Source organism: Chelatococcus reniformis, assembly GCF_014640075.1.
Lineage (GTDB): Bacteria > Pseudomonadota > Alphaproteobacteria > Rhizobiales > Beijerinckiaceae > Camelimonas > Camelimonas reniformis.
In genome coordinates this window covers 411186-435519 of the sequence record NZ_BMGG01000005.1, presented here as the reverse complement: position 1 = coordinate 435519, position 24334 = coordinate 411186, and the positions used below count along the sequence as shown (strand labels likewise).

Annotated in this window: 28 protein-coding genes; 10 read left to right on the top strand and 18 right to left on the bottom strand. The window is 63.5% G+C overall.

What is annotated here, in order from left to right:
• Nucleotides 1-6: 6 nt before the first annotated feature.
• Entirely contained in the window at nucleotides 7-1020 is a 1014-nt protein-coding gene (locus tag IEW34_RS15920) for an amino acid ABC transporter substrate-binding protein (protein ID WP_188610180.1), read from the bottom strand.
• Between the two features lie 285 nt (nucleotides 1021-1305).
• On the opposite strand from IEW34_RS15920, the gene metC reads away from it, so the two are divergent.
• Together metC and IEW34_RS15910 are read left to right on the top strand one after the other, a co-directional pair.
• A complete protein-coding gene (gene metC, locus IEW34_RS15915) occupies nucleotides 1306-2502 on the top strand; it encodes a cystathionine beta-lyase (protein ID WP_188610179.1) in 1197 nt (398 codons plus the stop codon).
• Nucleotides 2499-3611, top strand: a complete 1113-nt coding sequence (locus tag IEW34_RS15910; protein ID WP_210324512.1) for a DUF4424 family protein — start codon at nucleotides 2499-2501, stop codon at nucleotides 3609-3611. The genes metC and IEW34_RS15910 overlap by 4 nt, the downstream gene beginning before the upstream one ends.
• A gap of 84 nt (nucleotides 3612-3695) precedes the next feature.
• Here the strand turns inward: IEW34_RS15910 and IEW34_RS15905 are convergent, their stop codons facing one another.
• The 3 genes from IEW34_RS15905 to IEW34_RS15895 all read right to left on the bottom strand — a co-directional run bounded on the left by IEW34_RS15905 (nucleotide 3696) and on the right by IEW34_RS15895 (nucleotide 6594).
• Nucleotides 3696-4034 carry a lipid-A-disaccharide synthase N-terminal domain-containing protein gene (locus IEW34_RS15905; RefSeq protein ID WP_188610177.1) on the bottom strand — a complete coding sequence of 113 codons (339 nt, stop codon included), beginning with the start codon at nucleotides 4032-4034 and terminating at the stop codon, nucleotides 3696-3698.
• Nucleotides 4034-4780 carry a glycosyltransferase family 2 protein gene (locus IEW34_RS15900; RefSeq protein ID WP_188610176.1) on the bottom strand — a complete coding sequence of 249 codons (747 nt, stop codon included), beginning with the start codon at nucleotides 4778-4780 and terminating at the stop codon, nucleotides 4034-4036. The genes IEW34_RS15905 and IEW34_RS15900 overlap by 1 nt, the downstream gene beginning before the upstream one ends.
• Before the next feature lie 95 nt (nucleotides 4781-4875).
• Nucleotides 4876-6594 (bottom strand): ArnT family glycosyltransferase, encoded by a 1719-nt coding sequence (locus IEW34_RS15895; protein ID WP_188610175.1) that lies wholly within the window; start codon nucleotides 6592-6594, stop codon nucleotides 4876-4878.
• 672 nt (nucleotides 6595-7266) lie between these two features.
• Here IEW34_RS15895 and IEW34_RS15890 point away from each other — a divergent pair.
• The 3 genes from IEW34_RS15890 (at nucleotide 7267) to IEW34_RS15880 (ending at nucleotide 9899) form a co-directional block, all read left to right on the top strand.
• Nucleotides 7267-7623 carry a hypothetical protein gene (locus tag IEW34_RS15890; RefSeq protein WP_188610174.1) on the top strand — a complete coding sequence of 119 codons (357 nt, stop codon included), beginning with the start codon at nucleotides 7267-7269 and terminating at the stop codon, nucleotides 7621-7623.
• A gap of 410 nt (nucleotides 7624-8033) precedes the next feature.
• Nucleotides 8034-8429, top strand: a complete 396-nt coding sequence (locus IEW34_RS15885) for a hypothetical protein (RefSeq protein ID WP_188610173.1) — start codon at nucleotides 8034-8036, stop codon at nucleotides 8427-8429.
• Nucleotides 8430-8816: 387 nt separating this feature from the next.
• On the top strand, nucleotides 8817-9899 hold the full coding sequence (locus tag IEW34_RS15880; protein ID WP_188610172.1) for an ATP-dependent DNA ligase: 1083 nt from the start codon (nucleotides 8817-8819) through the stop codon (nucleotides 9897-9899).
• 210 nt (nucleotides 9900-10109) lie between these two features.
• Here IEW34_RS15880 and IEW34_RS15875 read toward each other — a convergent pair whose 3' ends face one another.
• From IEW34_RS15875 to IEW34_RS15855, 5 genes are all read right to left on the bottom strand, one after another.
• Nucleotides 10110-11939: a hypothetical protein gene (locus tag IEW34_RS15875; RefSeq protein WP_188610171.1), complete on the bottom strand. Its 1830-nt coding sequence runs from the start codon at nucleotides 11937-11939 to the stop codon at nucleotides 10110-10112.
• A 569-nt stretch (nucleotides 11940-12508) separates the two neighbouring features.
• On the bottom strand, nucleotides 12509-12841 hold the full coding sequence (locus tag IEW34_RS15870) for a hypothetical protein (RefSeq protein ID WP_188610170.1): 333 nt from the start codon (nucleotides 12839-12841) through the stop codon (nucleotides 12509-12511).
• Nucleotides 12842-13855: 1014 nt separating this feature from the next.
• Complete coding sequence (locus IEW34_RS15865) at nucleotides 13856-15445, bottom strand: ORC-CDC6 family AAA ATPase (RefSeq protein WP_188610169.1); 1590 nt, start codon at nucleotides 15443-15445, stop codon at nucleotides 13856-13858.
• Nucleotides 15446-15918: 473 nt separating this feature from the next.
• Entirely contained in the window at nucleotides 15919-16059 is a 141-nt protein-coding gene (locus tag IEW34_RS15860) for a hypothetical protein (RefSeq protein ID WP_188610168.1), read from the bottom strand.
• A 39-nt stretch (nucleotides 16060-16098) separates the two neighbouring features.
• Entirely contained in the window at nucleotides 16099-16323 is a 225-nt protein-coding gene (locus IEW34_RS15855) for a DUF2285 domain-containing protein (RefSeq protein ID WP_188610304.1), read from the bottom strand.
• Nucleotides 16324-16462: 139 nt separating this feature from the next.
• On the opposite strand from IEW34_RS15855, the gene IEW34_RS15850 reads away from it, so the two are divergent.
• The 3 genes from IEW34_RS15850 to IEW34_RS15840 all read left to right on the top strand — a co-directional run bounded on the left by IEW34_RS15850 (nucleotide 16463) and on the right by IEW34_RS15840 (nucleotide 17963).
• A complete protein-coding gene (locus IEW34_RS15850) occupies nucleotides 16463-16732 on the top strand; it encodes a hypothetical protein (protein ID WP_188610167.1) in 270 nt (89 codons plus the stop codon).
• A gap of 714 nt (nucleotides 16733-17446) precedes the next feature.
• Entirely contained in the window at nucleotides 17447-17641 is a 195-nt protein-coding gene (locus IEW34_RS15845) for a hypothetical protein (protein WP_188610166.1), read from the top strand.
• A gap of 67 nt (nucleotides 17642-17708) precedes the next feature.
• Nucleotides 17709-17963: a hypothetical protein gene (locus IEW34_RS15840; protein WP_188610165.1), complete on the top strand. Its 255-nt coding sequence runs from the start codon at nucleotides 17709-17711 to the stop codon at nucleotides 17961-17963.
• A gap of 36 nt (nucleotides 17964-17999) precedes the next feature.
• Here the strand turns inward: IEW34_RS15840 and IEW34_RS15835 are convergent, their stop codons facing one another.
• From IEW34_RS15835 to IEW34_RS15800, 8 genes are all read right to left on the bottom strand, one after another.
• Nucleotides 18000-18671 carry a hypothetical protein gene (locus tag IEW34_RS15835; protein ID WP_188610164.1) on the bottom strand — a complete coding sequence of 224 codons (672 nt, stop codon included), beginning with the start codon at nucleotides 18669-18671 and terminating at the stop codon, nucleotides 18000-18002.
• Between the two features lie 207 nt (nucleotides 18672-18878).
• The gene (locus IEW34_RS15830; protein ID WP_188610163.1) at nucleotides 18879-19202 is read right to left on the bottom strand and encodes a hypothetical protein; all 324 of its coding nucleotides are present in this window, start codon (nucleotides 19200-19202) and stop codon (nucleotides 18879-18881) included.
• A gap of 3 nt (nucleotides 19203-19205) precedes the next feature.
• On the bottom strand, nucleotides 19206-19463 hold the full coding sequence (locus IEW34_RS15825; RefSeq protein WP_188610162.1) for a hypothetical protein: 258 nt from the start codon (nucleotides 19461-19463) through the stop codon (nucleotides 19206-19208).
• Complete coding sequence (locus IEW34_RS15820) at nucleotides 19460-19831, bottom strand: hypothetical protein (RefSeq protein ID WP_188610161.1); 372 nt, start codon at nucleotides 19829-19831, stop codon at nucleotides 19460-19462. The genes IEW34_RS15825 and IEW34_RS15820 overlap by 4 nt, the downstream gene beginning before the upstream one ends.
• Entirely contained in the window at nucleotides 19828-20298 is a 471-nt protein-coding gene (locus IEW34_RS15815; protein ID WP_188610160.1) for a COG1361 family protein, read from the bottom strand. The genes IEW34_RS15820 and IEW34_RS15815 overlap by 4 nt, the downstream gene beginning before the upstream one ends.
• Nucleotides 20299-20311: 13 nt before the next feature.
• Nucleotides 20312-20632, bottom strand: coding sequence for a Pam3-gp28 family putative phage holin (locus tag IEW34_RS15810; RefSeq protein ID WP_188610159.1), 321 nt, complete (start codon nucleotides 20630-20632; stop codon nucleotides 20312-20314).
• Between the two features lie 3 nt (nucleotides 20633-20635).
• Nucleotides 20636-20959, bottom strand: coding sequence for a hypothetical protein (locus IEW34_RS15805; RefSeq protein WP_188610158.1), 324 nt, complete (start codon nucleotides 20957-20959; stop codon nucleotides 20636-20638).
• A gap of 274 nt (nucleotides 20960-21233) precedes the next feature.
• Nucleotides 21234-22106 (bottom strand): N-acetylmuramidase domain-containing protein, encoded by an 873-nt coding sequence (locus IEW34_RS15800; RefSeq protein WP_188610157.1) that lies wholly within the window; start codon nucleotides 22104-22106, stop codon nucleotides 21234-21236.
• A gap of 70 nt (nucleotides 22107-22176) precedes the next feature.
• Here IEW34_RS15800 and IEW34_RS30920 point away from each other — a divergent pair, with 70 nt between their 5' ends.
• Complete coding sequence (locus IEW34_RS30920) at nucleotides 22177-22302, top strand: hypothetical protein (RefSeq protein WP_280516299.1); 126 nt, start codon at nucleotides 22177-22179, stop codon at nucleotides 22300-22302.
• Nucleotides 22303-23431: 1129 nt separating this feature from the next.
• Nucleotides 23432-23698, top strand: a complete 267-nt coding sequence (locus IEW34_RS15795; protein ID WP_188610156.1) for a hypothetical protein — start codon at nucleotides 23432-23434, stop codon at nucleotides 23696-23698.
• Here IEW34_RS15795 and IEW34_RS15790 read toward each other — a convergent pair.
• On the bottom strand, nucleotides 23695-24334 hold a 640-nt coding region (locus tag IEW34_RS15790; protein WP_194446522.1), incomplete at its 5' end, for a hypothetical protein. The two genes, IEW34_RS15795 and IEW34_RS15790, sit on opposite strands and share 4 nt — an antisense overlap.

The window sequence follows — 24334 nt, the reverse complement described above, 5'->3', positions numbered from 1 at the left end:
CGCGGCTCAGCGGATCGGAGGCGAGTACTGCACACCACCCTTCGACCACAGCGCATTCATGCCGCGCTTGATCTTGAGGCGCGAGCCGTCGCCGAGGTTGCGGTCGAAGATCTCGCCGTAGTTGCCCACGGCCTTGATGATGCGGACCACCCAGTCGTTGCCGAGCCCGATACCCTCGCCGAACTTGCTCTCGACACCGAGCAGGCGGCGGATCTCGGGGCTTTCCGACTTCGTCATCTCATCGACGTTGGTCTGGGCGACGCCGAGCTCTTCCGCGCCGACCAGCGCGAAGCCGACCCAGCGGACGAGATCGAACCATTGCTCGTCGCCCTTGCGCACCACCGGGGCGAACGGCTCCTTGGAGATGATCTCGGGCAGGATCACGTGCTCGTCCGGATTGGTGAGCCGCAGGCGCTCGGCATAGAGGGCCGAGGTGTCGGTGGTGAAGGCATCGCAGCGGCCCGAATCGTAGGCCCGCACCGTTTCCGCGTTGGTGGCGAACGAGACGATCTCGTACTTCATCTTGTTGCTGCGGAAGAAGTCGGCCAGGTTGAGTTCGGTGGTGGTGCCCTGCTGCACGCAGACCGTCGCGCCGTTCAGCTCGAGCGCGGACGACACGCCGAGCTTCTTGCGCACCATGAAGGCCTGGCCGTCGTAGAAGTTGGTGGCGGTGAAGGATACGCCGAGCGCGGTATCGCGCGACATCGTCCACGTAGAATTGCGCACCAGGAGGTCGATCTCGCCGGTCTGCAGCGCCGTGAAGCGGTCCTTGGCCGACAGCGGCACGAACTTCACCTTGGTCGGGTCGTTGAAGATCGCCGCCGCGACGGCACGGCAATAATCGACGTCGAAGCCGACCCATTGCCCCTTGTCATCTGGCACGCCGAAACCGGCGAGGCTCGGATTGGAGCCGCAGACCACCTGCCCGCGCTGCTTCACCTGGTCGAGCGTGCCGGCTGTCGCCGCGCCGGCGGCGAGCAGGGTCGTGGTCAGCGCGAGCGAAGCCAGAAGCCGTTTCATGATCGATATCCCCTTGCCGATTGCCTCGGTCTCGGCGCCACGCCGGCGGTCCGGGACGTGACGGCGTGGAGCGGAGCGCCCCGTCCCACGCCCCACAATCCGCGATCGCCGTCGCAGTGCCCCCCTGCCAGGCCCATCCGTGGCAAGGGCCGCCTCTCGCGCCGCACCAACACAAGCCGCATAAGGCCGGCCGGTCAAGCCTCCGGAGCCGGCCAGCGGCACACCGGCGCTTGACGGCCGGCCGCGCGCGGATGGAATGCTGCGCGCAGGAAGGAAATAGACTCCATGCGCAAGCTCTCGGCCGATGATCGATCGATTCTCTCCACCCGCACCAAGCTGGTTCTTGGCGGCCGGACGCCGGAGGAGCAGTTCGGCTTCGTCAACACGCCGATATACCGTGGCTCGACGGTGCTCGCCCCGGACGTCGCGACGCTGCAAGACCGCAACGCCCGCTTCACCTATGGCACCAAGGGCACGCCGACGACCGAGGCGCTGGAGCTGGCCTGGAGCGAGCTTGCCGGCGCCGCCGGAACGGTGCTGGCGCCGTCCGGGCTCGCCGCCATCACCCTCGCCTTGCTGTCGTGCGTCAAGGCGGGCGACCACATCCTGGTCACCGATAGCGCCTATCGCCCGACGCGCAACTTCTGCAACGGCATGCTGGCCAAGCTCGGCGTCGAGACCACCTATTACGACCCTCAGATCGGTTCCGACATCGGGCGCCTGATGCGCCCGAACACGACTGCGGTGCTCACCGAAGCGCCCGGCTCGCAGAGCTTCGAAATGCAGGACATCCCGGCCATTGCCGAAGTCGCCCATGCTGCGGGCGCCCTCGTCCTGATGGACAATACCTGGGCGACACCGATCTTCTTCCCGCCTCACGAGCGCGGCGTCGACCTCGCCATCGAGGCGGGCACCAAGTATTTGGGCGGTCATTCCGACCTGCTGCTCGGCCTGGTGTCGGCCACCGAAAGGGCGCTCCCGGCGTTGCGCCAGACCGCGGACCTCTTCGCCATGTGCCCTGGCGCCGAGGACGTCTATCTGGCGCTACGCGGCCTTCGTACCATGGAATTGCGCCTGAAGGAGGCGGAGCGGCAGGGACTTGCCCTCGCCAGCTGGCTGGAGCAGCGCCCCGAGGTACACCAGGTGCTTCATCCGGCGCTGGAGTCCTGCCCTGGACATCATCTGTGGATCCGCGACTTCCGTGGCTCCTCGGGCCTGTTCTCGGTCGTCTTGAAGCCGGTGACGCAGGCGGCGGTCGCTGCCCTGCTCGATTCCCTTGCCCTGTTCGGCCTCGGTTATTCCTGGGGCGGCTACGAGAGCCTCGTCATTCCGTTCGACTGCGCTCCCTATCGCAGCGCGACCGCATGGAACCCGCCGGGGCCGACCCTGCGTTTCCAGGTAGGCCTGGAGGGCATCGACGACCTCAAGGCAGACCTCGAGCAAGGATTCGCCAAGATGCGCCGCGTCGCTGGAGGGGAATGACGATGGCCGCGCGCCGGAGCCCGCTGCGGTGGCGGACGGCGATGGCGGCCGCTGCCGCCGGGGGCTTGCTAGCCGCGGTGCCGGCCGCGCGGGCCGCCGACTCGACTGCGGAACTCGCCATCGGCGGACTGGTGTTCACCACGCCGCCGGATGTGGCCCTGCGCGAGGAGACGCTGTTCATCAGCCCGACGGACGTGCGGGCACGATACGTCGTCCTGAACAAGTCGCAGAAGCCGATCACGGCTCTCGTCGTCTTTCCCCTGCCCGACCTGGACGCGCGGGCCGAGACGTTCGCCTCCGCCGTGATCCCCGTCGAGGACGACGCCAATTTCATCGGCTTCTCGGCACGGGTCGACGGGCGTCCGGTCACCGCCCAGCTGGAGCAGACGGCGTTCGGCCTCGGCCTGGAACGAACGGCGACGCTGAGGGACGCCGGCATCCCCCTCAATCCCGCCCTGCACGCGACGTGGACGGCGCTCAAAGCGCTCGGCCCGGAGGCGCGCGACGGATTGCGCGTCGCCGGGCTAATCGACCTCGAGGAGGCCTTCCCGGGCGACAACCGTCCAGATCAGCTGGAGCCCAAGGCCCGTTGGCTGCTCAAGACGACCTTCTTCTGGCAGCAGCTGTTTCCGGCTGGCCGGGAGACCGTGGTGGAGCACGCCTACAAGCCCTCGGTGGGCATTTCCGCCGGCTCGCCTCTGGCGGACGGGGCCAAGGCCGCGGAGTTGGCGCGCTACCAACAGCGCTTCTGCGTCGACGACGCCTTCGTGAAGGCCGCCGCCGCGCTCAAGAAGAAGCTCGGACCCGACGCCTGGCTGATGGAAAAGCGCATCGATTACACCCTGCTGCCCGGCGGTGGCTGGGGGGGGCCGAGCGGCGCGTTCACGGCGGTGATCGACAAGGGCAACCCGGATGCGCTGGTGAGCTTCTGCGCCGAAGAGGTGAAAAAACTGTCACCCACCCAGCTCGAGGCGCGCCAGCTCAGCGCCCCCGCCGGCGGCATCCTTTCGATCCTCATTCTCGACCAGCCGGACGGCCCCGCCAACACGGCCGTTCCCGCGGACGAGCCGCCGTCGGCCAGCGCACAGGAGCGTCTGCCACGCCGCTGACCGGGTCCATGCCGGCACCCAGCCACCGCGGCTCCTGGAGCGCAGCCGTACGATCAGATCGAATTCCCCATCCGAGCCCTGGCGTCAGCCCGTCTCCTCGACGGCGGTCGGCCGCCGGTTGCGGCGGATCAGCGCCAGATTGCGCAGATAGATGAACAGGCTCAGGCCCTGGCCAAGGATGATCACGGGCTCGCGCTTGTAGAGGCCGTAGACCAGCGTGATCAGACCGCCGCCGATGGAGAAGAACCAGAACGCGACCGGCACGACGCTGCGCCCCGCCCGCTCACTGGCGATCCACTGGACGAGGAAGCGCATGCCGAACAGGAACTGGCCGACGATGCCCAGCAGCAACCACATGTCGAAGCGGGCGATGAACACATCGTAGAGGTAGCCGCCGACATCGTGGGACAATTGGATCAACATCAGCCGAGCTCCCGCACTTGCGGCGGCATGCGCCGCCGGTTGATGAGCCACCACACCCCGGCCAGATCGACGATGCCCACCCAGAGCCGGTCGAAGAAGCCGTACTTCGACTGGCCGGTGAGACGCGGCCGGTCGACCACGTCGACCAGGACGACATCATACCCTTCGCGCCGCACCAATGCCGGCACGAAGCGATGCAAGGCATCGAAGTAGGGCAGCCGCAGGTACACCTCGCGGCGAACGGCCTTGAGGCCGCACCCGGTGTCGCGTGTGCCGTCCTTCAGCACGGTCTTGCGGACCGCATTGGCGATGCGCGACTGCAGGCGCTTGAAGCCCGTGTCCTTGCGCCCGACACGCTGGCCCGCGGCCAGCGCGATGGCGGAACCGCCGGCGTCGAGCGCGCGGACGAGAGCGGGGATGAAGGCGGGATCGTTCTGCCCGTCGCCGTCGATGGTGACAAGGATCGCCGCCCGTGCCGCAAGGGCGCCGCTGCGAATGGCGGCGCTCTGTCCGCAGGAGCGGTCGTGGCTCAGCCGCCGCAACCACGGCCGCGTCGCGGCCTGCTCGGCCAGCACCGCCGCCGTCGCGTCGGTCGAGCCGTCATCGACATAGATCACCTCGAAGGGGCCGTGCGCCGCACAGGCGGCCTCGATCTCCGCCAGCAGGGGCGCGACATTGTCGGCTTCGTTCTTGACCGGAACCACGACGCTGAGGCGCGGGACGATATCGACGGGCTGGCTCGCCACGGATCACCTTGTTGGAAGACGGCGCACCCTGCGTCCGCAGGCAACCGGGCCCTGCCGCGAATAACCCCGGCGCGTCCCGGCTTTGGCCGGATGCTCTAAGGCCTGCGATAGACGCCCACGTCAAGCCGCTTGCCGCCGTTGATGTTGAAGCCGACGACACGCGTTACCAGCGCCGGCGACAGGCCGAGCGCGCGCAAGCGCGCCGTGAAGGCCGGCTCCTCCCGATCGGTGACGAGTGCCACCCTGCACCCCTCATGGGCCAGGAAATCGGCCGCCCCCGCACCGTCCGCCATGGCGAGGTCGGTGCCGACCAGGAACACCAGACTGGGCTCGCGGTAGCCGGCGGTCACCGTCTGCGGCGCCGGGCATGGCACCCCGTGTACCGCGGCGGCCAGCCGCGGCGACAGCTTGAGCGCGGTCAGCAGCCGCTGCGCCGTTCCAAACAGCCCCACAGCGAAGATCGCCGCAGCGGCGATCGACAACAACGCCGCGCGCCATGGGCCGTCGGCGCGGAACGCCAGCCAGGCGGCTGCCGCCAGCGCGGTCGACAGGGCGAGGACAGGCAACGCCGCATAGGGGATCGCGCCGCCCAGGTGAACGCCGGCGATGGGCAGCGCGACGAGCGCCGCCAACGGAATGAGCACCAGCAGCGCCGCGCCCGCCAAGGCCCCCCAGCGCCGGGGCGAGACGTCACCCGTGGCGATGCCGCGCACCGCCAGCAAGGCCAACGCCGGAAAGAGCGGCAGCACATAGTGCGGCAGCTTGGTCGGCACCAGCTCGAACACGAGCCACGCCGGCAGGACCCAGGCGAGCGCAAAGGCCACCACGTCGTCACGACGCTCGCGCCACCACGTCTGGCTGGCGATGGCGACGAACGGCGCCAGCGGCCAGGCGGTGCCGAAGAAGACCAGCAGATAGGTCCCCGGCGGCGCCCAGTGTCGTTCCTGGCCCGAGCCCACCTTGCCAAGCATGTCCTTGCCGATCGCCTCGGCGAAGAAGGCGCCCCTGGTCTCCACGGCGATGGCGATGAACCACGGCAGCACCAGCAGCAGCACGACGGCGAAGCCGAGCAGCGGCTTGAGGGCGAGCAGCCAGCGTCCCGAGCGCTCCCGCAACGTCAGCGCCAGCGCCGGCAGCGCCACGATCATCGGGCCGACGGGCCCCTTCACCAGGATCGACAGCGCCAGTCCGCCCCAGAACAGGGCGAGCGCACCGCGTGACAGGGGCGTCCGACGCAGATGGGCGCGCAGCAGGCCGCCCATCATGGCGACGCAGCTCGCGGTCAGCACCGCATCGGTCTTGGCGAAGCGCGCTTCGACGCCCAGCAGCACCGTCGCGCCCATGAACGCGGCCGCGAGCAGCGCCTCGCGGCGGCCCACGGCCGCCAGCAGCGCCCAATAGGTCAGCAGCACCGCCGCGACGGCGCCGATGAGCGAAGGCAGGCGATAGACCGCAATGGTGGTACGGGCCTCGGGAAGGCCGAGAGCCTCGGCGACGGTGACGGACGCCGCCTGGAGCCAGTAGATGCCGACAGGCTTCTTGTTGCGCGCCTCGTCCTGAAACCGGATGGCGACGAGGTCGCCGGTCTCCAGCATTTGCTTGGTGGCCTGGGCGAAGCGAGGCTCGTCGCGGTCCATCGGCTGCAGCGACACGAAGCCGGGCAGGAAACAGACAAGCGACAGCAGCACGAGCGCCGCCGTGGCGCGCAGGTGCGAGGCGCTGAGCGCGGCGAGCAGCGCCTGCGCCCACGACGAGCGATGCGCGGCGGGCGCGATCGCAACCTTCGCAATGGCGTTAGAAGAGCCGGATATCATGCGGTCAATCGCTCCTGCACGGCCGCGCCGGCGCCATGATCGGCGCCGGCCTCCGTGCCCGGGGGCATGTGATCGATCCGAGGGGTTCGATGCTGCACCCTCGCCGCGGCCGCGGCACCACAGGCGTACGGTCTGCCGGGTTGCCGGGCGTCTTAGCGTGGCCAGCGCCCCAACTCAACGGCGGCAAACCGTCCGTGCCGCCGCCGGCGCAGGTGGGGAGCGGGCTCCAGTTGTGCGAAGCCTCTCCGCTTGGTTTGCTGTGGAGGTCAGCCGCACCTGATTCTCGCTCGTCGTATCGATGCTCGAGCCGACAACCATCGCCCTCTTGGCGGCGGCGCCGGTATCTGGCTCAACCGGCGCCCGATCGTTTCGCAGGCCATTCGGCCGGGGGCTCCAGCCGCGAGGAGCGGCGCTCGTCGGTCGTGGCCATGGTGCTCCGGGGCGGCCTGGAAGACACCCTGTGCTATCTGGTCGATCTATGACGTCGGCTATCTCGGCGCCTTTCCGGAGAGGCGGATCCTGACCCGACCATCGACGCCGTCCGGCGCGATCCATCGCCAGCCGCATAGAACGTGAGCGGAGGGGTGGCGCCGGCGGGGCTTCGGCGATACACACCGAACCGCGAACAAGTGGGGGCCGAATATGCTCAAGTTGCTCAGCACGTGCGCCGTCTTGACCCTTTTGACGGCCTGCCAATCCGCATCCTCGGGGCGCCAGCTTGCAGGACTCACGCCGGCGCAGATCAAGGCTGCGCAGGCGCAGGACGCGGCGACGGCACAGGCCGAGTTCGCCCGCTGCGACGCCAGCAGCACCTCGATCCTCGAGGTGACGAAGTGCAAGGCGGCGGTGCGCGAGCGCTACATCATTCCCTACGCAAGCCCCCAGGAACAGCGCATCTCGCGCATTCTCGTCTCCCAGAACATCGGGCTGGCGGAGAAGATCGCCCGCGGCGAGATCACGGAGGCGCAGGCTCGCAGTCAGTACGCCGCCATCGTCCGCACCGTGATGGCGCAAGAGGGGCAACGCTAGTGGCGCAGCCCGGAGATCGTGATCGTTTGGGCGGCGGCGACGGGGTTGGGCTTTCAAGTCGATGGATGGGCGCGTCAAAGGGTCAAATTCACTGGGCTGAGCTATTGGAGCGTTCCGACGGGGCCGAAATCATCTCACCGGAGAGGAGCGGCTCGCGATTCAGGAGCTTGGCGCATCCCGCGCCGACCAGTTGAGTCCATCTGGTCGGGGCGTGCTCTGGCCGCGCGATCGCGCCCAGCTCAGAAGGTTTCGGAGAGGTGTCGCGATCGGGCCGGCTCGCCCGCCCGCAACGGCGGCCCTCCGGACGAGTGAAAGGGGTGTCTCGTCCGTTCGGGTGATCACAGCCGATCGGAAAGCGCTCCGGGAGCAGCAGGATCCGGCGCTCGCGCCGCGACCGACAGGAGTTCATCATGCGTAGCCAGTTGATCGCCCTAGCCATGATCGCCGTCGGCGCCGCCGGACCGGCTGCGGCGGCACCGCAGGCTGTTTCGGCCAAGGCCGAAGCCGGCCGGCTCACACGGATCGCCATGCACGCTGACGTGGGGCCCGGCTGTACCCTGGGCCCCGCCCCGGAAATCAGGATCACCCGCAAGCCGCGCTACGGCACGCTGACGGTTCTGAAGGCGCGCGTGGTCTCTAAGACCGGTGCCTGCGCCGGCAAGGAGATCCCGGTCCAGGACATCCTCTACAAGGCCCGTTCCGGCGGCCGCACCGACACGGTCGGCTACGACGTGATCGACGGCAAGCGTGACCGCAGCGTCGAGATGCGCATCAGCGTCGCGCCGGCCGGCGCCGCCGCTCGCTAGAGCGTTTTCGAGCGAAGTGGACGCCGGTTCGCGTGAAGAAAACGCGGGAAAACAAATAGATAGAGCATTTGCGCGATTCGAAGAAACGCGCAAATGCTCTAGGCCCCCCGATCGAGACGCGCCTGGGGCCGGTACGCCCCGGGGCCGTGCGGGGCAGCAGGGTTGCATCGGAAGAGCGAAAGCCCTACGACCGTCGCTCTTCAAATGTCGGGGCATAGCGCAGCCCGGTAGCGCATCTGCTTTGGGAGCAGCGCGCCCTATTCCGAAAAGACCTTCCTAATCAGTGTCATGCAGGTTCCGCGGCCTCCGCTGCGGGACTTCCCGCGGGATTTTCCGATTTCGAGAGCTGAGCGGGACTCCTTAAGGCCCGCATGCGATGCTCCAGCCATGGCCGCCCCTCCCCGCAAGCCTCGCCCTCAGCAGCGCGCCACGCCGGCGGCGGAGACGGCGCGCAGCCGCGCCACGGCGCCCCACAAGCGAGACAAGCGGCAGCCAGAGCTGTTCGAGGAGCCCCTCCCCGGTTGGATCGCGCCATGCCTGGCGACGCTCGTCTCCCGCCCCCCATCCGCCGCTGGCTGGATGCACGAAATCAAATGGGACGGGTACCGAGTCGGCTGCTACGTCGAGGACGGCCGCGCCGTCATCCGGACCCGCAACGGCCATGACTGGACGCATCGGTTCCCCTCGATTGCTGCGGCCACCGCCAAGCTCCCCGTGGCCAACGCCATCATCGATGGCGAGGCCGTGATCTTCGACGAGAGCGGCATTTCGCACTTCGGCCTGTTGCAGGAGGCGCTCGGCCGCGGCTCGCATGGCAAGGCAGCGATCGACGCGCACCTGGTCGCCTTCGACCTTGTATTCCTCGACGGGCACGACCTGCGAAAATGGACGCTGGACAGGCGCCGCGATGCGCTCGTCACCGTCCTACCGGCGACGCACGACTGGATCCGGCTCTCCGAGGAGATCGAGGGCGACGGCGCCGCGATCATGCGTGCTGCCTGCCGAGCCAAGCTCGAAGGCATCGTCAGCAAGCGGCGGGACGCGCCCTACGGCGGCAGGTCGCGCAACTGGGTGAAGGCCAAATGCGTCGAGAGCGGCACATACATCGTCATCGGCTACGAACTGACGCTCGGGACGCGCCGCCTGGGGCAGCCCTTGCGGCTCGCCCAGGAGCAGGGTAGCCCGCTGGTGGCCGCCGGCAGCGCCAGCTCCGGGCTCGACCCCCCTCGCCGCAGCCGAATTCAAGCGGCAGCTGGACGACATGAGAGCGGATCGGCCAGCAGTTGCGGGGCTCAAGGACAAAGGCGTCATCTGGGCCCGGCTCGAGCTGCGCGTCGAGATCGAGCACCGCGGCACGACGCGCGATGGCACCTCGGGCTCCGATGTTTAGGGGTGTCAGGGAGGACGGCTAACCGGCGGCGAACACGGCCGCCGTCGGAACCTGCTTCTCGCCCAGCCCCACGGTCTTGAACGATCCCCGTGGTCACAGCAGCTTGCGGCGGGTCTTCCTTCTCGCCCCGCCCGACAATTTGGAGCGCCCCATCTGGTAACGGCCGCTGGAGCTCAAGCGCGATCGGTGCCGGTGCGGCGAGAAGGCGAGCGGCCGGCTCTCGTCGAGAGCGAACCAGGCTGGGGGGGCCGCCGCCCAGTAATGCAACGACGCCGCGTGATGAAAATCGACTAAATTGGCTTGAGCTTCGGAAGGTCTACCGTATATATCTGCCCGCCCGTCGATTCGACTTCGAGTCGAACGGGCGACGAACTAACATCTTTCAGTTCGTCACTGCTAAAATACAATCCCAAATTAGAAGAGCCGTCGTGAACTCTAGCACCGAATGCGGCGAACTCCTGATCGACATACGCGCGAACCATCTTTACGTTTCTAGCCGATTTCAGCGTGATGTAGAGGCCGCCCGCTGTAGCGCCTGGGAATGAGGCAGTAGCGGGCTCAAACCAGTAGGAAACCTCGAACGGCAATTTAGGCAGCTTCGCCGCAGATGACAGCAGCGCGAGATCGACTTCTGCTTCACAACCAGAGATGCAGACCTTGGGTCGTTGCTTCTGACCGCGGGCCGCATTCGACGCAAGCGCAGATTCGATCATCGCAGTCAATCTTCTCTGAACGTTCTGTGTCCGAATGCTGCATTCATCGATCGACGCAGCACCGCGTACCGGCACATTGATTTGAGATCGAGCCCACCCAAACGTCTTGAGCGGCGCTGCGCTGATCGGAGCTGCCGACATGGCCCCACCCACTTCTTTCGTTGCTGCGTCGGCTGTCGAGCAAACTTCCATGCGCCTTGACTTAGAGTCCTTAGTCATCGCATACCGCTGAGAGATGCCCGCCGCGATGTCGTCTTCAAGGTCGCCGTCGAGCAATACGGCGTTGGTCTGCTCGAAAGACATTCGGCAAGCCTGGATCGCTGTTTCAATATATTTCACTTCACATTCAATTTTATCAAGTACCTCCTGCGCAAGATTAACTAAACCGGAGTCGAAATCATCCTTCCGCTCAATAATAAAAGATGCGCGCTTGGCGCTTTCGAGAAATTTAAGACGTAACTCGTTCTTGTCTTCAAGAAAATAAACAAAGTACGATTGGTCAGGATCTATGTCGGGACGGTCGATCAACTTGCCAAGTCCCGTCGTTCGAAAACTTACGATCGCCGATTTGGCAGCGTCTTGCTTACTGACATAGTTAGCTAGAATTTCCTTAATACTTTTCAAGTCCGTCGGGCTCGCCTTTATGGCCTCTGATAATCCGGGCGCTCCCTCACCCCCAATCGTGAAAACATTGATAGTCATAGTACCATACTGAAGCGCAGTCTTCATAACGTCGGAGAAGCTACCTTTGCCATCGGCCTCGATAGCGGCGGTCGAGAAGCCGACGCTCATCTTCGCCTGTAGCTCTCGGCGATGCCTCTCATCGAGGTTGTAGACTGAGAAAAGCGCGGCCGCGATAACGCCCCTATCAACTGACGAAACATAGTTTGAGCCGCATTTACCCACCAAATCCAGCACCTTCAACTTGTTCAGACCCACCTGAAGAGTCGGGTTTCGAAGCGCAAACGACCCGTAGGAGGATTTCGCCAGTATGACCCAAGTCAGGCTGTTTTCTTTAATATCGTCCAATGAGTAAGACGAGAAACTCGCACTTCCGGAAAAAGGACCATAAGAACCGCTGAGCGATGCCTGGATATTGACTTCTCTAAAAAAATCATATTTAGACTCTATCTGCTTAACTTTAAAAGTCGTGGACACTCCCAATGAAGTGCCGTTCGCGTCGGTGATTTCGTTTATACATGCCAGCGCCCCAGACGCCCCCATCTGACACTCGCCAGTTGCCTTGAGACAGGCGGGGTAGTTAGTTTGGGGAGCCAGCGGACTGAAGCCGGAACCGAGGTAGACCGAGCTACTCGGTATGTAGCCGTAGCTCTCTGCAAAAGCATGGCCCGGAATGAGAAGCGGCAAGGCAAAGAGAACAGACCGGAGACACATCTTCGATGTCATTACGGGCTCCTTGGGTCGGGCACTGGGTTATCAGTTAAACGAGCAGGCCACCGATGAGATGGGCGGTTTCGTTGCTGTACCCCCGATGACACTTGCCACACAGTACTCCTTGATCTTTCGCAAATCGCCCGATTGCGGCACATAGACCATGTCCATTGTACAATATCCCTTCACGTGACCTCCCTCCTTGAACTGACCGCAACCCGAGGTCTCCCACTCACATTGAAACTGGGCTTCACTCATCCAATTGACGTACAAGTTGTGTTCGCATGATCCCGATGTCTGGACGGCAGTTCCGCTTCCGGATACATACTTGTAATTTTGAGGTGCGGGATACGGTATCTTCACGCGGACATGGTCTCCACCCTTCGCGGCATAGTATCGTTCCGGGGTGCGGCAGGCGCTACGGGATGAATTCTGCATCTGCGAATACTCTTGCTTGACGCATGCTTGAATTATTTCCGCATCCTTCTGACCAATAGGGTACCCGCTCTCTTGCTGGGCCACGGCGGGCGCGCATGCAAAAAGAACAGCGATCGCAGGAGCCATCCGCGTCACTCCGGTCATTTCTACGTGTCCCGCTTGGTGCATTGCCGTGCGAAGCCTTTGATGACGATCGACTTTGCTTCCTCCATGATGCGTGAGCAGCTGACTGCTCTCGCACCTTGAGTGAGATCATCTAGTAGGCATCCGGCTTCTGCCTCTACGACGGGCGCTTCGTCAGCGATGACCGTAAACGAGCAGATAATCCGGCACGTGTAGTTTTGATCGGTGTTCGTTTCCGATGCAATTTTTACAGTTTTTCCGTCAACATTTACTTCACAACGATCGAGCGCCATCGCATGCGGACTGCCAAGCGACACGGAGATCGCCCAACTGACAAGTGTCAATTTCCAGCTCATAGCAAGCTCCCAAGTGTGAGGCAATCGAGGTTGCTAGACTAAGAGCTCTCGACCTTCGTGAGGACCCAGTCAAAATAGGGCGTTGAGTTGTGATACAAGAAAAGCTCGGCTTCGCCTGACTTTTTACCGGCAGACCAACCGCCTCCACGGATCACTAACACTTCTTGATTCCCGCTTCGGCAGTGATGTCCCTCGCCATCTGTAAGAACAGTGCCCTTCGAGACGATAAGTATATTCGAAGGAGGCCGTTCTTCCCAGGTGTTCGGAATTCCGATATCGTCTTTCACTCGAATGACGAGTATATTACTGGGTTCTACACGCTCCGTGAGCTCGTAGATGTACGTTTCCACCGACACGTTCACCCCCCGCCAAGTCAAAATTCACGTCCAGACCCAACCGTTCGGCGCCTTCTTTTGCGCTCGCAACAGCAGGTTGAGGTTAAGTTAACGTGACGAACGGAGAAGGGGTAAGAGTCGCCCGCTGCGTCATAATGCCGCAGCGCCGTTTCGACGCGATTTTTTTGCTCCGATCGTCGAGTTGGGAGCGTGGACTCTGTTTCGGACTCTGCCTGGATCGACTTAGGCGCGCGCCACGCACTTGTACGGAGCGCGACGTCGGATAGGTCGGTGTTAGACCAGGCCCGATGGGCGTTGCGCTCGACCGCATCGGGGAACGGCAGCAGGTCGCTAAGGGACCTCAGTGTCTTACTATAATACCAAATCAATGCAGAGGGTCGTATCCTGGTGGCATGTTTCACCAGAGCCCTTTGGTATTGATCCCCCAAACCAGGTTACTGAGATACCGCGTCTACCCTCTCTGCTATTTGGGCCGGATCGGGAGACTTGGATCTTAAATTGCTCCCGATCGCCGATGGGCCGCGCGTGTCGCACGACTGGCTGGCGCGGGCGAAGCCTGATTTACTTCGCGTCATCGCTTGCAGGCAGAAGGGCGGTTTGCAGCAGCTTAAGCGTTATTCGCCGTGAATGCCGCAGGACGTGGAAACGATTGCGGATCCTACGACCTCGGCCGGCCCCACGCGGAAGAGCCGTCATCCTCTAAATCCGCGGGGCGCAGTATGGCACGACGAATGGATCTGTAGTCGTCCTTTGGCACCTCCACGAATCCCTCATCGTCGACCTCAAACAAGCCAATAGTGGCCTTACTCGTATTGATTAGATCAACATAGCAACCGTAGTCGATCTTGTAAGCATCATATCGCACTCCGGGCTCGTCGTTTGTTGAAATGCTCCTCTTCAAGACATGCAGGACCCTGGAATCGAAAAGCTGATCAATCAGCGAAGCGCGTATATTGCTTGGAAACAGAAAGGCCCTAGCTTTTCTTTCTCCGATAATTTGATCAACAATTTTCTCCAAAACCCCAGACAATCGCTCATTACTCTTTATGGCAGCCTGCTTATCCTGTTGATACCAATCCTTAGCAGCCCCCCGAACATGCGACATAGCTATGCGCTGACCAAAGGCCTTTGTCGCGATCTTGGCAGCAAGATTGAGAGCATCTCGCGGTACGCCCTCAACGGCCCTTGTGAACTCATCAAATACTGGACTCTGAGTGAAAGCAGCCTGCATGAACGCGTCCGGATCCTTTATTAAGCCGTTTTTACCTTGTGATTGTTCGTAGTGCCGGAAAAGCAATTTTTTGAAGAACGCCGTCGCCTTTTGCTGGTTGTTGTCAAATACGAGGAAATCATCCAGATTTAAGTCAGCGGAAATGTCGGCGCCAAGCTCAAGGCCGACATAAGAGCCATGGTCGCCTAAAACGGAGAAGCTCGATCGATGTTCGATCGCTGCAATCTTGACCGTTATTTGAACCGCGGGGAGCAAGGTCCGCCGGATCAAATCGGCCAGATAGGGCTGTACATCTACCGGGACTTCGCTCCACTCGTCAACCAGAACCCACAATCGGTCTATCCCGAGCACCTTGATGAGCCCATCCAACGAAGCTCCGATTCTGCCAAAATTCAGATGGACTTTCTCACGGCCCGTCTCGCGCCTCTTACCAGAGTAGGTCTCTGAAATCTCTCTACCGACATTGACGTTACCTGACATTTCCTTTGGGTCGATCTTTAAACCCGCCGAATAGTTACGTGTTCCTAGTTGGGACGACGTCGCCTCGGTCTCAACATTGCCCGAAATTTTGACGCCCTCTATTGCGGTCGCGAAATCGTCGAGTCTGATGGTAATCTGAGTCGGGTCTGGAGCTGTATCGATAGCATGGAGAGCAATAACGTAGAATTCGCTTAGCAGTGCTTGTAGTACGTCCACGATCAGCGTGGACGCCCTCTCGGCTAACTGTCTGTTCCCGTCACTGTAAATCGACCCATTTGATCCAACGGAGCGCAGGTCGATATAAACAGCCTTAACGCCGCTCTTGCTAACATCTTGAGCTAAGTATTTCAGTGCATGTGTTTTTCCCGTTCCTCTTCGGCCGTATATTACCTGATTATTGGTGGTAGAAAGCAGTTCATAGAGAGGTTCGGAGTCGACGAAGGTGGCGCCCAGTATCTGATCCGACACCTTTTCTGCCCTTTTATTAAACCCAATAAACGCCCGGTGAACTGAAATAAGCGCTTCGCTCTCGGTCATTTTGCCCTCCCCAAGCAAGCGATCAAATCACGCAAAGGAGCTCAAGCCAAGCTCCTAGCATATGTGTCGGGAGGCAGAAGCCTCGCTTCCGCTTAGGCGAGCATGATCCAGTAGAGGCGGACCGATGACGAGGATCGCGATGCTCGGGTGCTGCGGCGGAGAAGGGCTTGGGTGCGGCTGACAGCCACCCCTGGAACGAACGGGCGTAGCCCAACGCCCTGGTCACGTCATCGAGAACGGTCCGGGAAAGTCCGCGCGCCGGTCTGGCGCTAGGCCAGCCAGCAGGCCGAGCACACCGTGGCTGCAATCAGGATGCCGATCTTGACCCAGCGCGCCGGCGGCACGCGATTGATCTCCGCCTGAGGTGCGGCCAGGTGGCAGATGGCGGCCACCGTGGGGGTGTAGCGGACCCATGCCGCGGTGTCGGTGTTGGCGAGCCAGAGCGGCTGCCCCGACCAGCGCCAGGAGATCGATCAGGAGTTGAGCACCACCGAGCCCAACCAGCTCAGTCTGATGCCGAAGACTAGCCAGTCGGCCGCCTCGACGGTGCTCCGGTCCTGAAAGGCAATTCGCACCGCCACTGGCGAGAAGGAGATGCATACGGCGATTGGCATGGGGGTGTCCGTTGCGCAATCCCGGAGCGCGCGGGAGGATCAGTGGGGCGGCCCCCCGCGCACAAGATGGCGGTAGCCGTGCTCGGTCATCCAGCGAGCGCGGGCCAAATGGCTTTCCCATGTACGGCGGGCACGCTCCGGCTCGAGCGCGGGATCGATCCTCAGCACGATCTTCGCGGCCTCGGTCCAATCAGCTCCGTCCACTGCGGCGTCGAGCAGCCGGAAATAGATGGTCATGTGCTCCATGTCGTAGCCCGTAATCATCTCAACGGTCGGAGCTTCTTCGGCAACGTCGGCATTTTGGGCGGGCACGGCTCCTCCTTCTCCTCCTGGTTGCGATGGACGTGGAGGCTATCGCGGGCGGCGCTTGCGCTCAACCCACATGCGCGAACAAAAATAGAACATGGCGCACGCACCCGGCACCCTCGGCTGGCTGATCGAGAATGATTTCTCGATGCACGGCTACTGCCATGCCTGCGGCCATCGGCAAATCGATCTCGCGGCGCTCATCGAGAGGCTTGGTGCGGGGCGGCGCTATGTCGGGGCCCGCAAGCCGGTGAAATGCGGCGGCTGCGGTGGTGCGCTCCAGACCTTCATCTCGCCCAATTGGACACCGACGGGACGCTATCCTCGGCACGGCGAGGCCGCCTCTCCTCCGCCGGAGGAGACCTGACCTACGCGGAGCGCCTGCGCCCCCTCATGCCGGCAAATCCGCGCGGCTTGATCGACCCTGCCGTCCTCCAACCGTCCGCACGCAAGGCGAAGGGCCGGCGCGGAGGCGCCACCGGCCCTTCGGGCCCTCCCGCCGGATTGAATGGGGGGTGACGGTCGAGCCGGGCCTATTGGAGCGCGGCAGGACGGGGTTGGCAAGCGGCGGCAGCGTCTGGCGGGGCGAGGTCGAAGGGCTTAAGAAGCGGATTGGAGCCCGCTACAAGGCCGCTCAAAGAGCAGCGGAAAGGAGGCACATGAGTCGAATTGCCGGTGCCACATTGCGTCGCCGCTTAGGTAGCTTCGCTCAGCCCGGCGGACCTCCCTCAGCGGCAAACGACAATAGCGACGCGGGCAAGATTCTCCCCCACTCGAAATCGAGGCTTGCAGCGCTCGAAACCCTCAGCGAGAGGGTTCTCCTCACCTCGATTCTCGACGCTTCAGCGCTGCTCACACTGGTCCTGGCCTGACCCGCTGGCTCGCGCCGGCGGAGCTAGTCTGGCCGGCGGGCTGACGCCGACAGCGTCGTGGGCTATGCTGACATCTTCAGAAGCTGCAAACCACAGAGATGAGGATGCCTTCGAAACGCGAACGGATCGGTCAGCTGCTCGTGACGTTGGCAGGCAGCCGCGCGAACTCGAAGGACATCATCAAAGCGGTTAAGTCCTAGATCCCTGACGTGACCAAGAAGGACGTCATGGAGGCGGCCTATTGGATGATCATCGGCATTGCCTCGGCAGAGCCCGACAATGCTCTCAAGCTCCAGGCGCTCGCGATTGGCGAGAGGGGTCCGGGTGACGACCTCGACGATGAGGAGCGGCCCAAGCGCTCCAAACGCAAGGCCGCCCCAGGTGACCTGCCATCCCGGTCATAGCCGCTCGAATACGGACCTTCCTCGGATTCGGTAGAGCACGATCCGACGCCACGCGTTATGTTGGCGCATGAGCCGTGCCGTTATCCTCTATCAGTTCGTCGGAAAGCACCAGGTCGTAGGTGTGACGCTCGACGCCAACGGGGGCAACCTGCCGGCTGAACATGGTCCGTGGAATTTCATGACGAAGCTCGTCGCGGACCGAGACCCGACGCGGTTGGCAGGAAAGAACGCGCTTCTGGCCGCAGTCGATCGGCGCGGCTATTTTCTCTGGCCTGATCCTCCCTGTGAGCCTTTGGCGAACGGGCACCGGCTGCGGCGCTGATCTACCCGCCACCGAGTCGACGCGTGTACGCTCTTTTCAACTTGTAGGCTGGCCTCCATTGTCAGCCGCACCTTCAATATTTGTTATAAACTTCGCGCCCATTTCTAAAAATTGCTTCGCCATATCGGGATGAATATAAAGTGTGCAGTGATACAATTTCGAATGAAGAACTGACGAATTTTTGAACGCAATCGCATTATATATATCAAATACCTTGCGCGACAAAACTACGATATCGCAGTTTACCATACTAATATTAATCAGTTGCATATCAAATAGAATGATATTGCATGGGCCGCACAACTCGCAACCTATGAACCTTTTATTTTCTATTGACCTCTCAATAGGATTCGCCAAATCTTGTATTGCCACTCTCTTATTGTTGAATTCTGCATCTAAAGGATTCACAGAATCTTTGGACGAAGCCCAAAACTCGAATGCTCGAATCTCCGCTCTGCGCTTCGCGGAAGCATACCACAAATAACTTGCGGCTGACAGCAATAGCCACGCACACACTCCAACAGTAAGAACAATAAGCGCTGAAGCAGACCATCCATGACTCTCATAAAATCCTGATGAATATGAATATACTGCAGCGAGGGTGGCGCCGCCGCCAGCAAGTACCGCCGGTCCAAGTACAAACTGAAATATCGCGATCGCTCTACTGCCCATCGAGAGCAATGGGTCAGCTTGAGTGATCAATCTCAAGAACCCCCTTCCAGCCCTAGCCATTCTACCCCCCTTCTTGGCCAAGGAATGTTAACGCAGACCGCGGTGCATGCAATGCCAGTGACGCGGACACGGGCGCCGGCGTACGCAAAAAGCCCCGGTCACCTCGCGGTGCCGGGGCCAGTCATGGGAGGAAACGCCGATCAGGCGCGCCCCTCTCGGGGCTTCGGACGCGCTGGGGGGAATTCAGATCTTCAGCGGCTCCCCCCGATCGGGCACCATGATGCCAGCGGCGTGCAGGGCGCCCTCGAGCTGGAGGATGCGCTTGGCAAGGTCGCGGCGCTCCGCCTCGAGCTCGCGCACCCGGGCCGCAAGCGCCGAGCGCTCCTCCTGAAGCTGGTCGGTGATCTTGTCGTAGCCCAGGGTGAGTTGTGAGAAGCCGTCGGTGACCGCCTTGCCGATCTCTGCCTTGGTTTTGCCCCGGCTCGCGAGGATCGAGATGGCAGTGCCGAATATGCCGAGGATCGAGACGGCAATGGTCGAAATGGCGCCGATGGTGGCCGCGTCCATACCTCAGCCCTCATCCGGCGGAGCTCCTGTGACCTCCCCGGGCTCCTCATGCAGGCGGGCGATGTGGTCGGCCATGGCCTTGCCAACCGCCTCCCGCACCATCCGCCGCGCGTCCCAGCGGGCGTAGAGCACGGCGGCCGTCCCGCTGGCGATGCCGATGCAGAGCACCATGGCCACGATGGCGACGGTAGGGGCGTGGATCAGGCCGAAGATGGCCAGCACGCCTGCCGCCGAAGCCGCGCCTGCCTCGCCCGGCGTCACGTGGAGCGCTCCGGCAGCAGCGCCTGGAAGGTGTAGACGGCCGTCACGGCCGATACGCTGGCCATGGCCGCCCGCACAGCGACGTCGAGCCAGTAGATGCCCCAGAACAGCGTCAGCACCATCGTCAGGTGGCTGAGGCCGCAGAGGAAGATGAAGGCGCCGAACAGGCGGATGAGCGCTGACGAGCCGAGGTCGATGAAGTTGACGGTGCGGAAGAGCAGCGTCAGGCCGATGGCGAAATAGGCCAGCCAGGTGGTCAGGTCCGACGCCACGTAGAGCGTCAGGATCACCGGATCGCCGGTGAGGCACAGCGCGTGCTGCTGGTACCGGTCGGCGCCGAGAGCGTTGAGGATGTCCTGCCAGGTCATGGCGTCACCTCGAAATCGAAGACGGCAAGGCGATCGTAGCGGGTGCGCGTCGGGCAGCGCGAGGTGACGCCGGACTCGTAGTGCCAGCGGCCGGGCGTCACCGCCTCCGGCAGGGCCACGGTCACCCGGATGTCGGCATAGAGCCCCGGCGCCAGCACGCCCGGGCGAGCCGGCCGGCTGATGGTCACCACCGCCGGCGGGCCATGGTTGGTGATCGACGTCAGCGTGGCCGTCCACTGCCCGGGGCAGCTCTGGAGCCGCTGCATGTCGATGTTGTAGCTGACGGCGCTGCCGGCCCGGACGCGCTCGGTCACGTTGGTGACCGGCCCGCTTGCGATGATCACCGGCTCGTCGCTGGCGTAAATGGCGACGAGCCCCCAGCCGAGGCCGACTGAGAGCAATGCCAGTCCGGCCATGTGAGCATAGATCGCCCAGGCCTGGGCGATGACGCGACGGGCCCCCTGCACCGTGCGTCTCCCGTCAGCGCGCGCCGGCGCCCGCGGGCGGTATCGCCGCCGGCGTGGCCACAACGTTCTTCGCCGAGATGTCCGCAGCGGTCGTCGGGTCCACCACCACGCCCTTGACCTGCGGCAACGCCGCGACCTGTTCGATCTTGGCCTTGGGCCGCGATACCCACCACTGCCAGGCGATACCGCCGACGGTCATGATGATGCCGACGTACGGCGCCAGCTGATCGACCCGGGCGCCCCAGGCCGTCGCGTCCATGATGCCAAGGGCCGCGATCAGCGGGCCCAAGCCGATGAGAGCCTGCCGAATCGGCAGGGTGAGGTTGGTGTTCATGGGTCAGGCCTTCGTTGCGATGGCGCCGGCGGCGAGCAGGCTCGCGTAAGCGTTGAGGATGGCGGCCCCGGCCGACTGCACGTCGACGATGCGACCGGTCTGGAGCGCGGTGCAGCTGGTGATGACCGCGGGCGCGACCTGGGCGGCGGCCTGCTGGATCTTGGCGTTGCCGGTGGTCGCCGCGATGGCCATGCCGGCCAGCACGTAGGGGCAGGCGGCGGAGGCCTTGCTGGCCGTGCTCGACACCGAAGCGTCGATCTTGGCGGGATTGCACGCGGCGAGCGCCAGGGCGCACGCGGCGGCGGCCGCAAGGGCGGTGAGTTTCATGGTGGTCTCCGGGTTGTTTGCAGAAAGTGCAAAGAAGTGCGGCTCAGCCCGGCCGCGGGGCGGGAAGAACCTTGCCCAGAACGGGGCAAGTCGTTGCACGAAATTGGGAACAGGCGGGCAACAGGCCGGGAACGGCTGTTCAGCTTTGCCGCCGGTTGGTCAGAGCGGGAACAGTCTCGCCCATGAGGTTGTACGATCGTGGACTAGGACAGGATCGAATGGGCGACCGGTCTAGAACGAATCCATGGCGCCCGGCGGTGCGTGCAACCTTGGGTCACGCCGCCGCGGTGGCCACCAGCGCGGTGCTCAACAGCGCGCGCCAGGTAACCGGGCCGACGACGCCGTCGACGTTCAGGCCGGCCTTGCCCTGGAAGCTCTTCGCCGCCGTGAGCGTCTTGAGCCCGAAGTCCATGTCGACCTTGAGCCCATACCCGAGGCGGTTGAGCTCGGTCTGGAGCCGCTCGACGGCGAGACCCTTGTCCCCACGGCGCACGGTGGCCGGCATGGCATCGTTGGCCGGGGGCGGCAGCGCGTCGGGCTGCCAGGGCGTGTCGGGGATCCTCGCCCACTTGGCATAGGCCGCGGCGAGCTTGGTGTGATAGCCGTTCTTTGCGTAGCCGCTGCCGTTGTAGCCGCGGGCGAAGCCGGCCCAGTTGTGCGTCCGCAGCTCGTCGTCGAGGTTGTTCGCCTTGATGAAGTTGACCATGGCCCCGAGGTGCGCGGCCTCGCCGCCATTCACCATGTCCTCGACCATCTCCTGCGGGCTGTCGTAGCCGGCAACGACGAAGTTCTCGCCGAGGATCTGGCCCAGGCCGTAGCTCGCCGACTTCAGGGCCGCGGTCTCGTCGATAGCGATCGCGCGCTCGAGCCGGCCGTACTGGGCGCTCTCGCCGCCGTAGGGGATCGCCCCCCAAGACTTGGCCGCCAGCCCGGCCTTCACCGCGGCGTCCCGTCGGCTGCCCGACAGGTTGCGGTAGAAGACGTGCGGCTCGAACAGAATCCGCGGCCGCTTCTGCGCGTCGAACCCGCTGCCACGGCTCTCGACGTCGAGCACGGCATGGATCTCGTCCTCGCCGACGCCAATGAGCGAGCCCAGGCGCGGGAGGTCGATGTCGGCGAGCTTCGTCGCCGAGCCAACGAATTGCATCGAATTCTCCGTGGGATATCTCGAACTTAGGAGGCGTCACCCCCAATGGGGGAGTTGCAGGGTCGCGCTGATGCGGCTACCCCCCCCCTTGCAACTCTGGGAGGAGATCGGCGAGATGATGCCGCTTTCAATCGTGGCGCTGATAGCCATCTCGGCCTTTACGCTCGCCGTCTCGGTCTGGCTGATCTGGGTTTGATGCGGCCGAAGCGGATGCCCGCCGGATAGGTGAGTTGCCGTTCACGAAAGACGGTGGTTTGGTGGCGACGGGGGACCGGCCGCTTCATCGTGCCCGGTCGACGAGGGGGCACCGGAATGAACAGCTCAATCAGGCGGACAACGATCGTGGTGGCATCGAGCGCCGCGGTCGCGGGACTGTACGTGGCGATCTGGTGGAAGCTGCTGGGCTAGACGACGGCCGGGGGGCGGAGTTGCGGTCGGGGCTGGGTCGGCGTATCGGGGTCGGCCCATGTCTCGTGGAATAGATATGACCGGCGAGCGCTTCGGCCGCTGGACTGTGCTGCACCGATTGCCTTCGAAAGGCACAAACTCGATGTGGCAATGCCGCTGCGAGTGCGGCAAAGAACGCGCGCTCTACACGGGCAATCTGCGCTCTGGGAACTCGAGGAGTTGCGGCTGCGGACAGCCCGGTCCGCTACTGCATGGGCATCGGTCGGCCAAGCAGCACGACGGTTCTCGCTCCGGGACCTATCGCTCATGGCAGGGAATGCGGAACAGGGCGATGCCTCATGATCCGCGTTGGGAATCCTTCGTGATCTTCCTGAAGGAAATGGGCGAGAGGCCGGAGGGAACCATGTTGCGACGCATCAACAAGCGGCTCCCTTATAGCCAGAAGAACTGCCGCTGGGGTTGAACCAGACGCTGGTCAGATGGACGTGCCTCGCCGCGGCACGATAGAATCGAGCAGGGCTGCCAGATCGGTACTGGCGGCTGCTGGGAGTTGCCATCCGCTTAGATCTCCAAGCCGATGCCTTGAGGGGGGGGAATGGCGTGGGCGACGGCGGAACCAGCTACCTATTGCGAGCGTGACATATCTTTCGAGGGGTCAGGATGTCCGGAAATTCTTTCGTGATCCCGGTCTTCATACTGCTTATATTTGTTCTTATTTTTGCGTTTGTTAAGTTTTACTCGTCGGCAGCGCGGCACAAGGATGACGATTGATCAGGCTTGCTGCGAGATGAAAAGATCGGCGAATGCCCCTGCGGCGGGGTGAAGCACGCCAGAAAGCCACCTTCGCCAAAAGTTGTCTGGACAGCGGCCAAGTCGGCGAAGTAGTCCCTACGCCTTAAGGGCTTTGGACAACGACAATGAACAACGTGGTGGAAGCGCAGGAGGCCTGCCCGACGGTGGCGGGTGAGTGGCTGGCCTATGGCTCCATGTCCAGCGAACAGCGAGACGGACGAGAGGTCCTCCTCCTCGCGATTACAGTGGGCGAGACACCCGCCCCGATCGTCGCCGTGTTCAGCAACGACGCCTGGGCCGACACCATCTTCGGCAATGAGATCGAGGCCGACGCCATCATGGCGTGGCTCCCAATCCCGTCCTACGCGAGCTGGATCGAAGACGAGGATTAGATCGCGATCGGCGAGGACAGCCCGGCGGCGATGGTCTTGATGCGGCTGTAGAGCGCCGCCCACTCGTTGTCGCTGAGCCGCCGGTTATAGAGCGCATAGAAGAACACGTCGCAGTCGCCAGAGAAGCTGGCGTAGCCGGCGCCGACGCGGATGTTCTTGCCGTTGGTGACGCGGGCGTTGAAGCCGCTGGCGTGGTTCCCGCTGGTCTTCGCCCCGGTCGTCATGTTCCGGATCGCCTGGGCCGCATTGTCGAAGTCGAAGCCGAGGAAGTTCCAGTTGCCGGGCGTCGCCGCGACGTCGGTCGTGTGCCCTTGCGTCGTGCTGCCGTCGGTGGTCGCGGCGCTGCCGCGGATCACGGTCGTGCTGGTAACGTATAGCGTCGAGCCCGCCGCCCCGGCGCTGCCGTTGAAGGTGCCCATGAAGATGGGCTGCGTCGACTGACCCGTGTTGGCCGTGGTCGAGCGAGCCACCACCGCATAAGAGGCCACCGCCAGGTCGACCTGCGGTAGCTCGAGCGCGCTGTTGGGGCCGTCGAAATGAGCATAGAACGGACTGAACGTGGGTGTGCCCACGATGGCGCCGTCGGCAAGGCCGCCGCGGGCCAGGTTGCGCACGGTCTGGTCGGCGCCGCCGCCA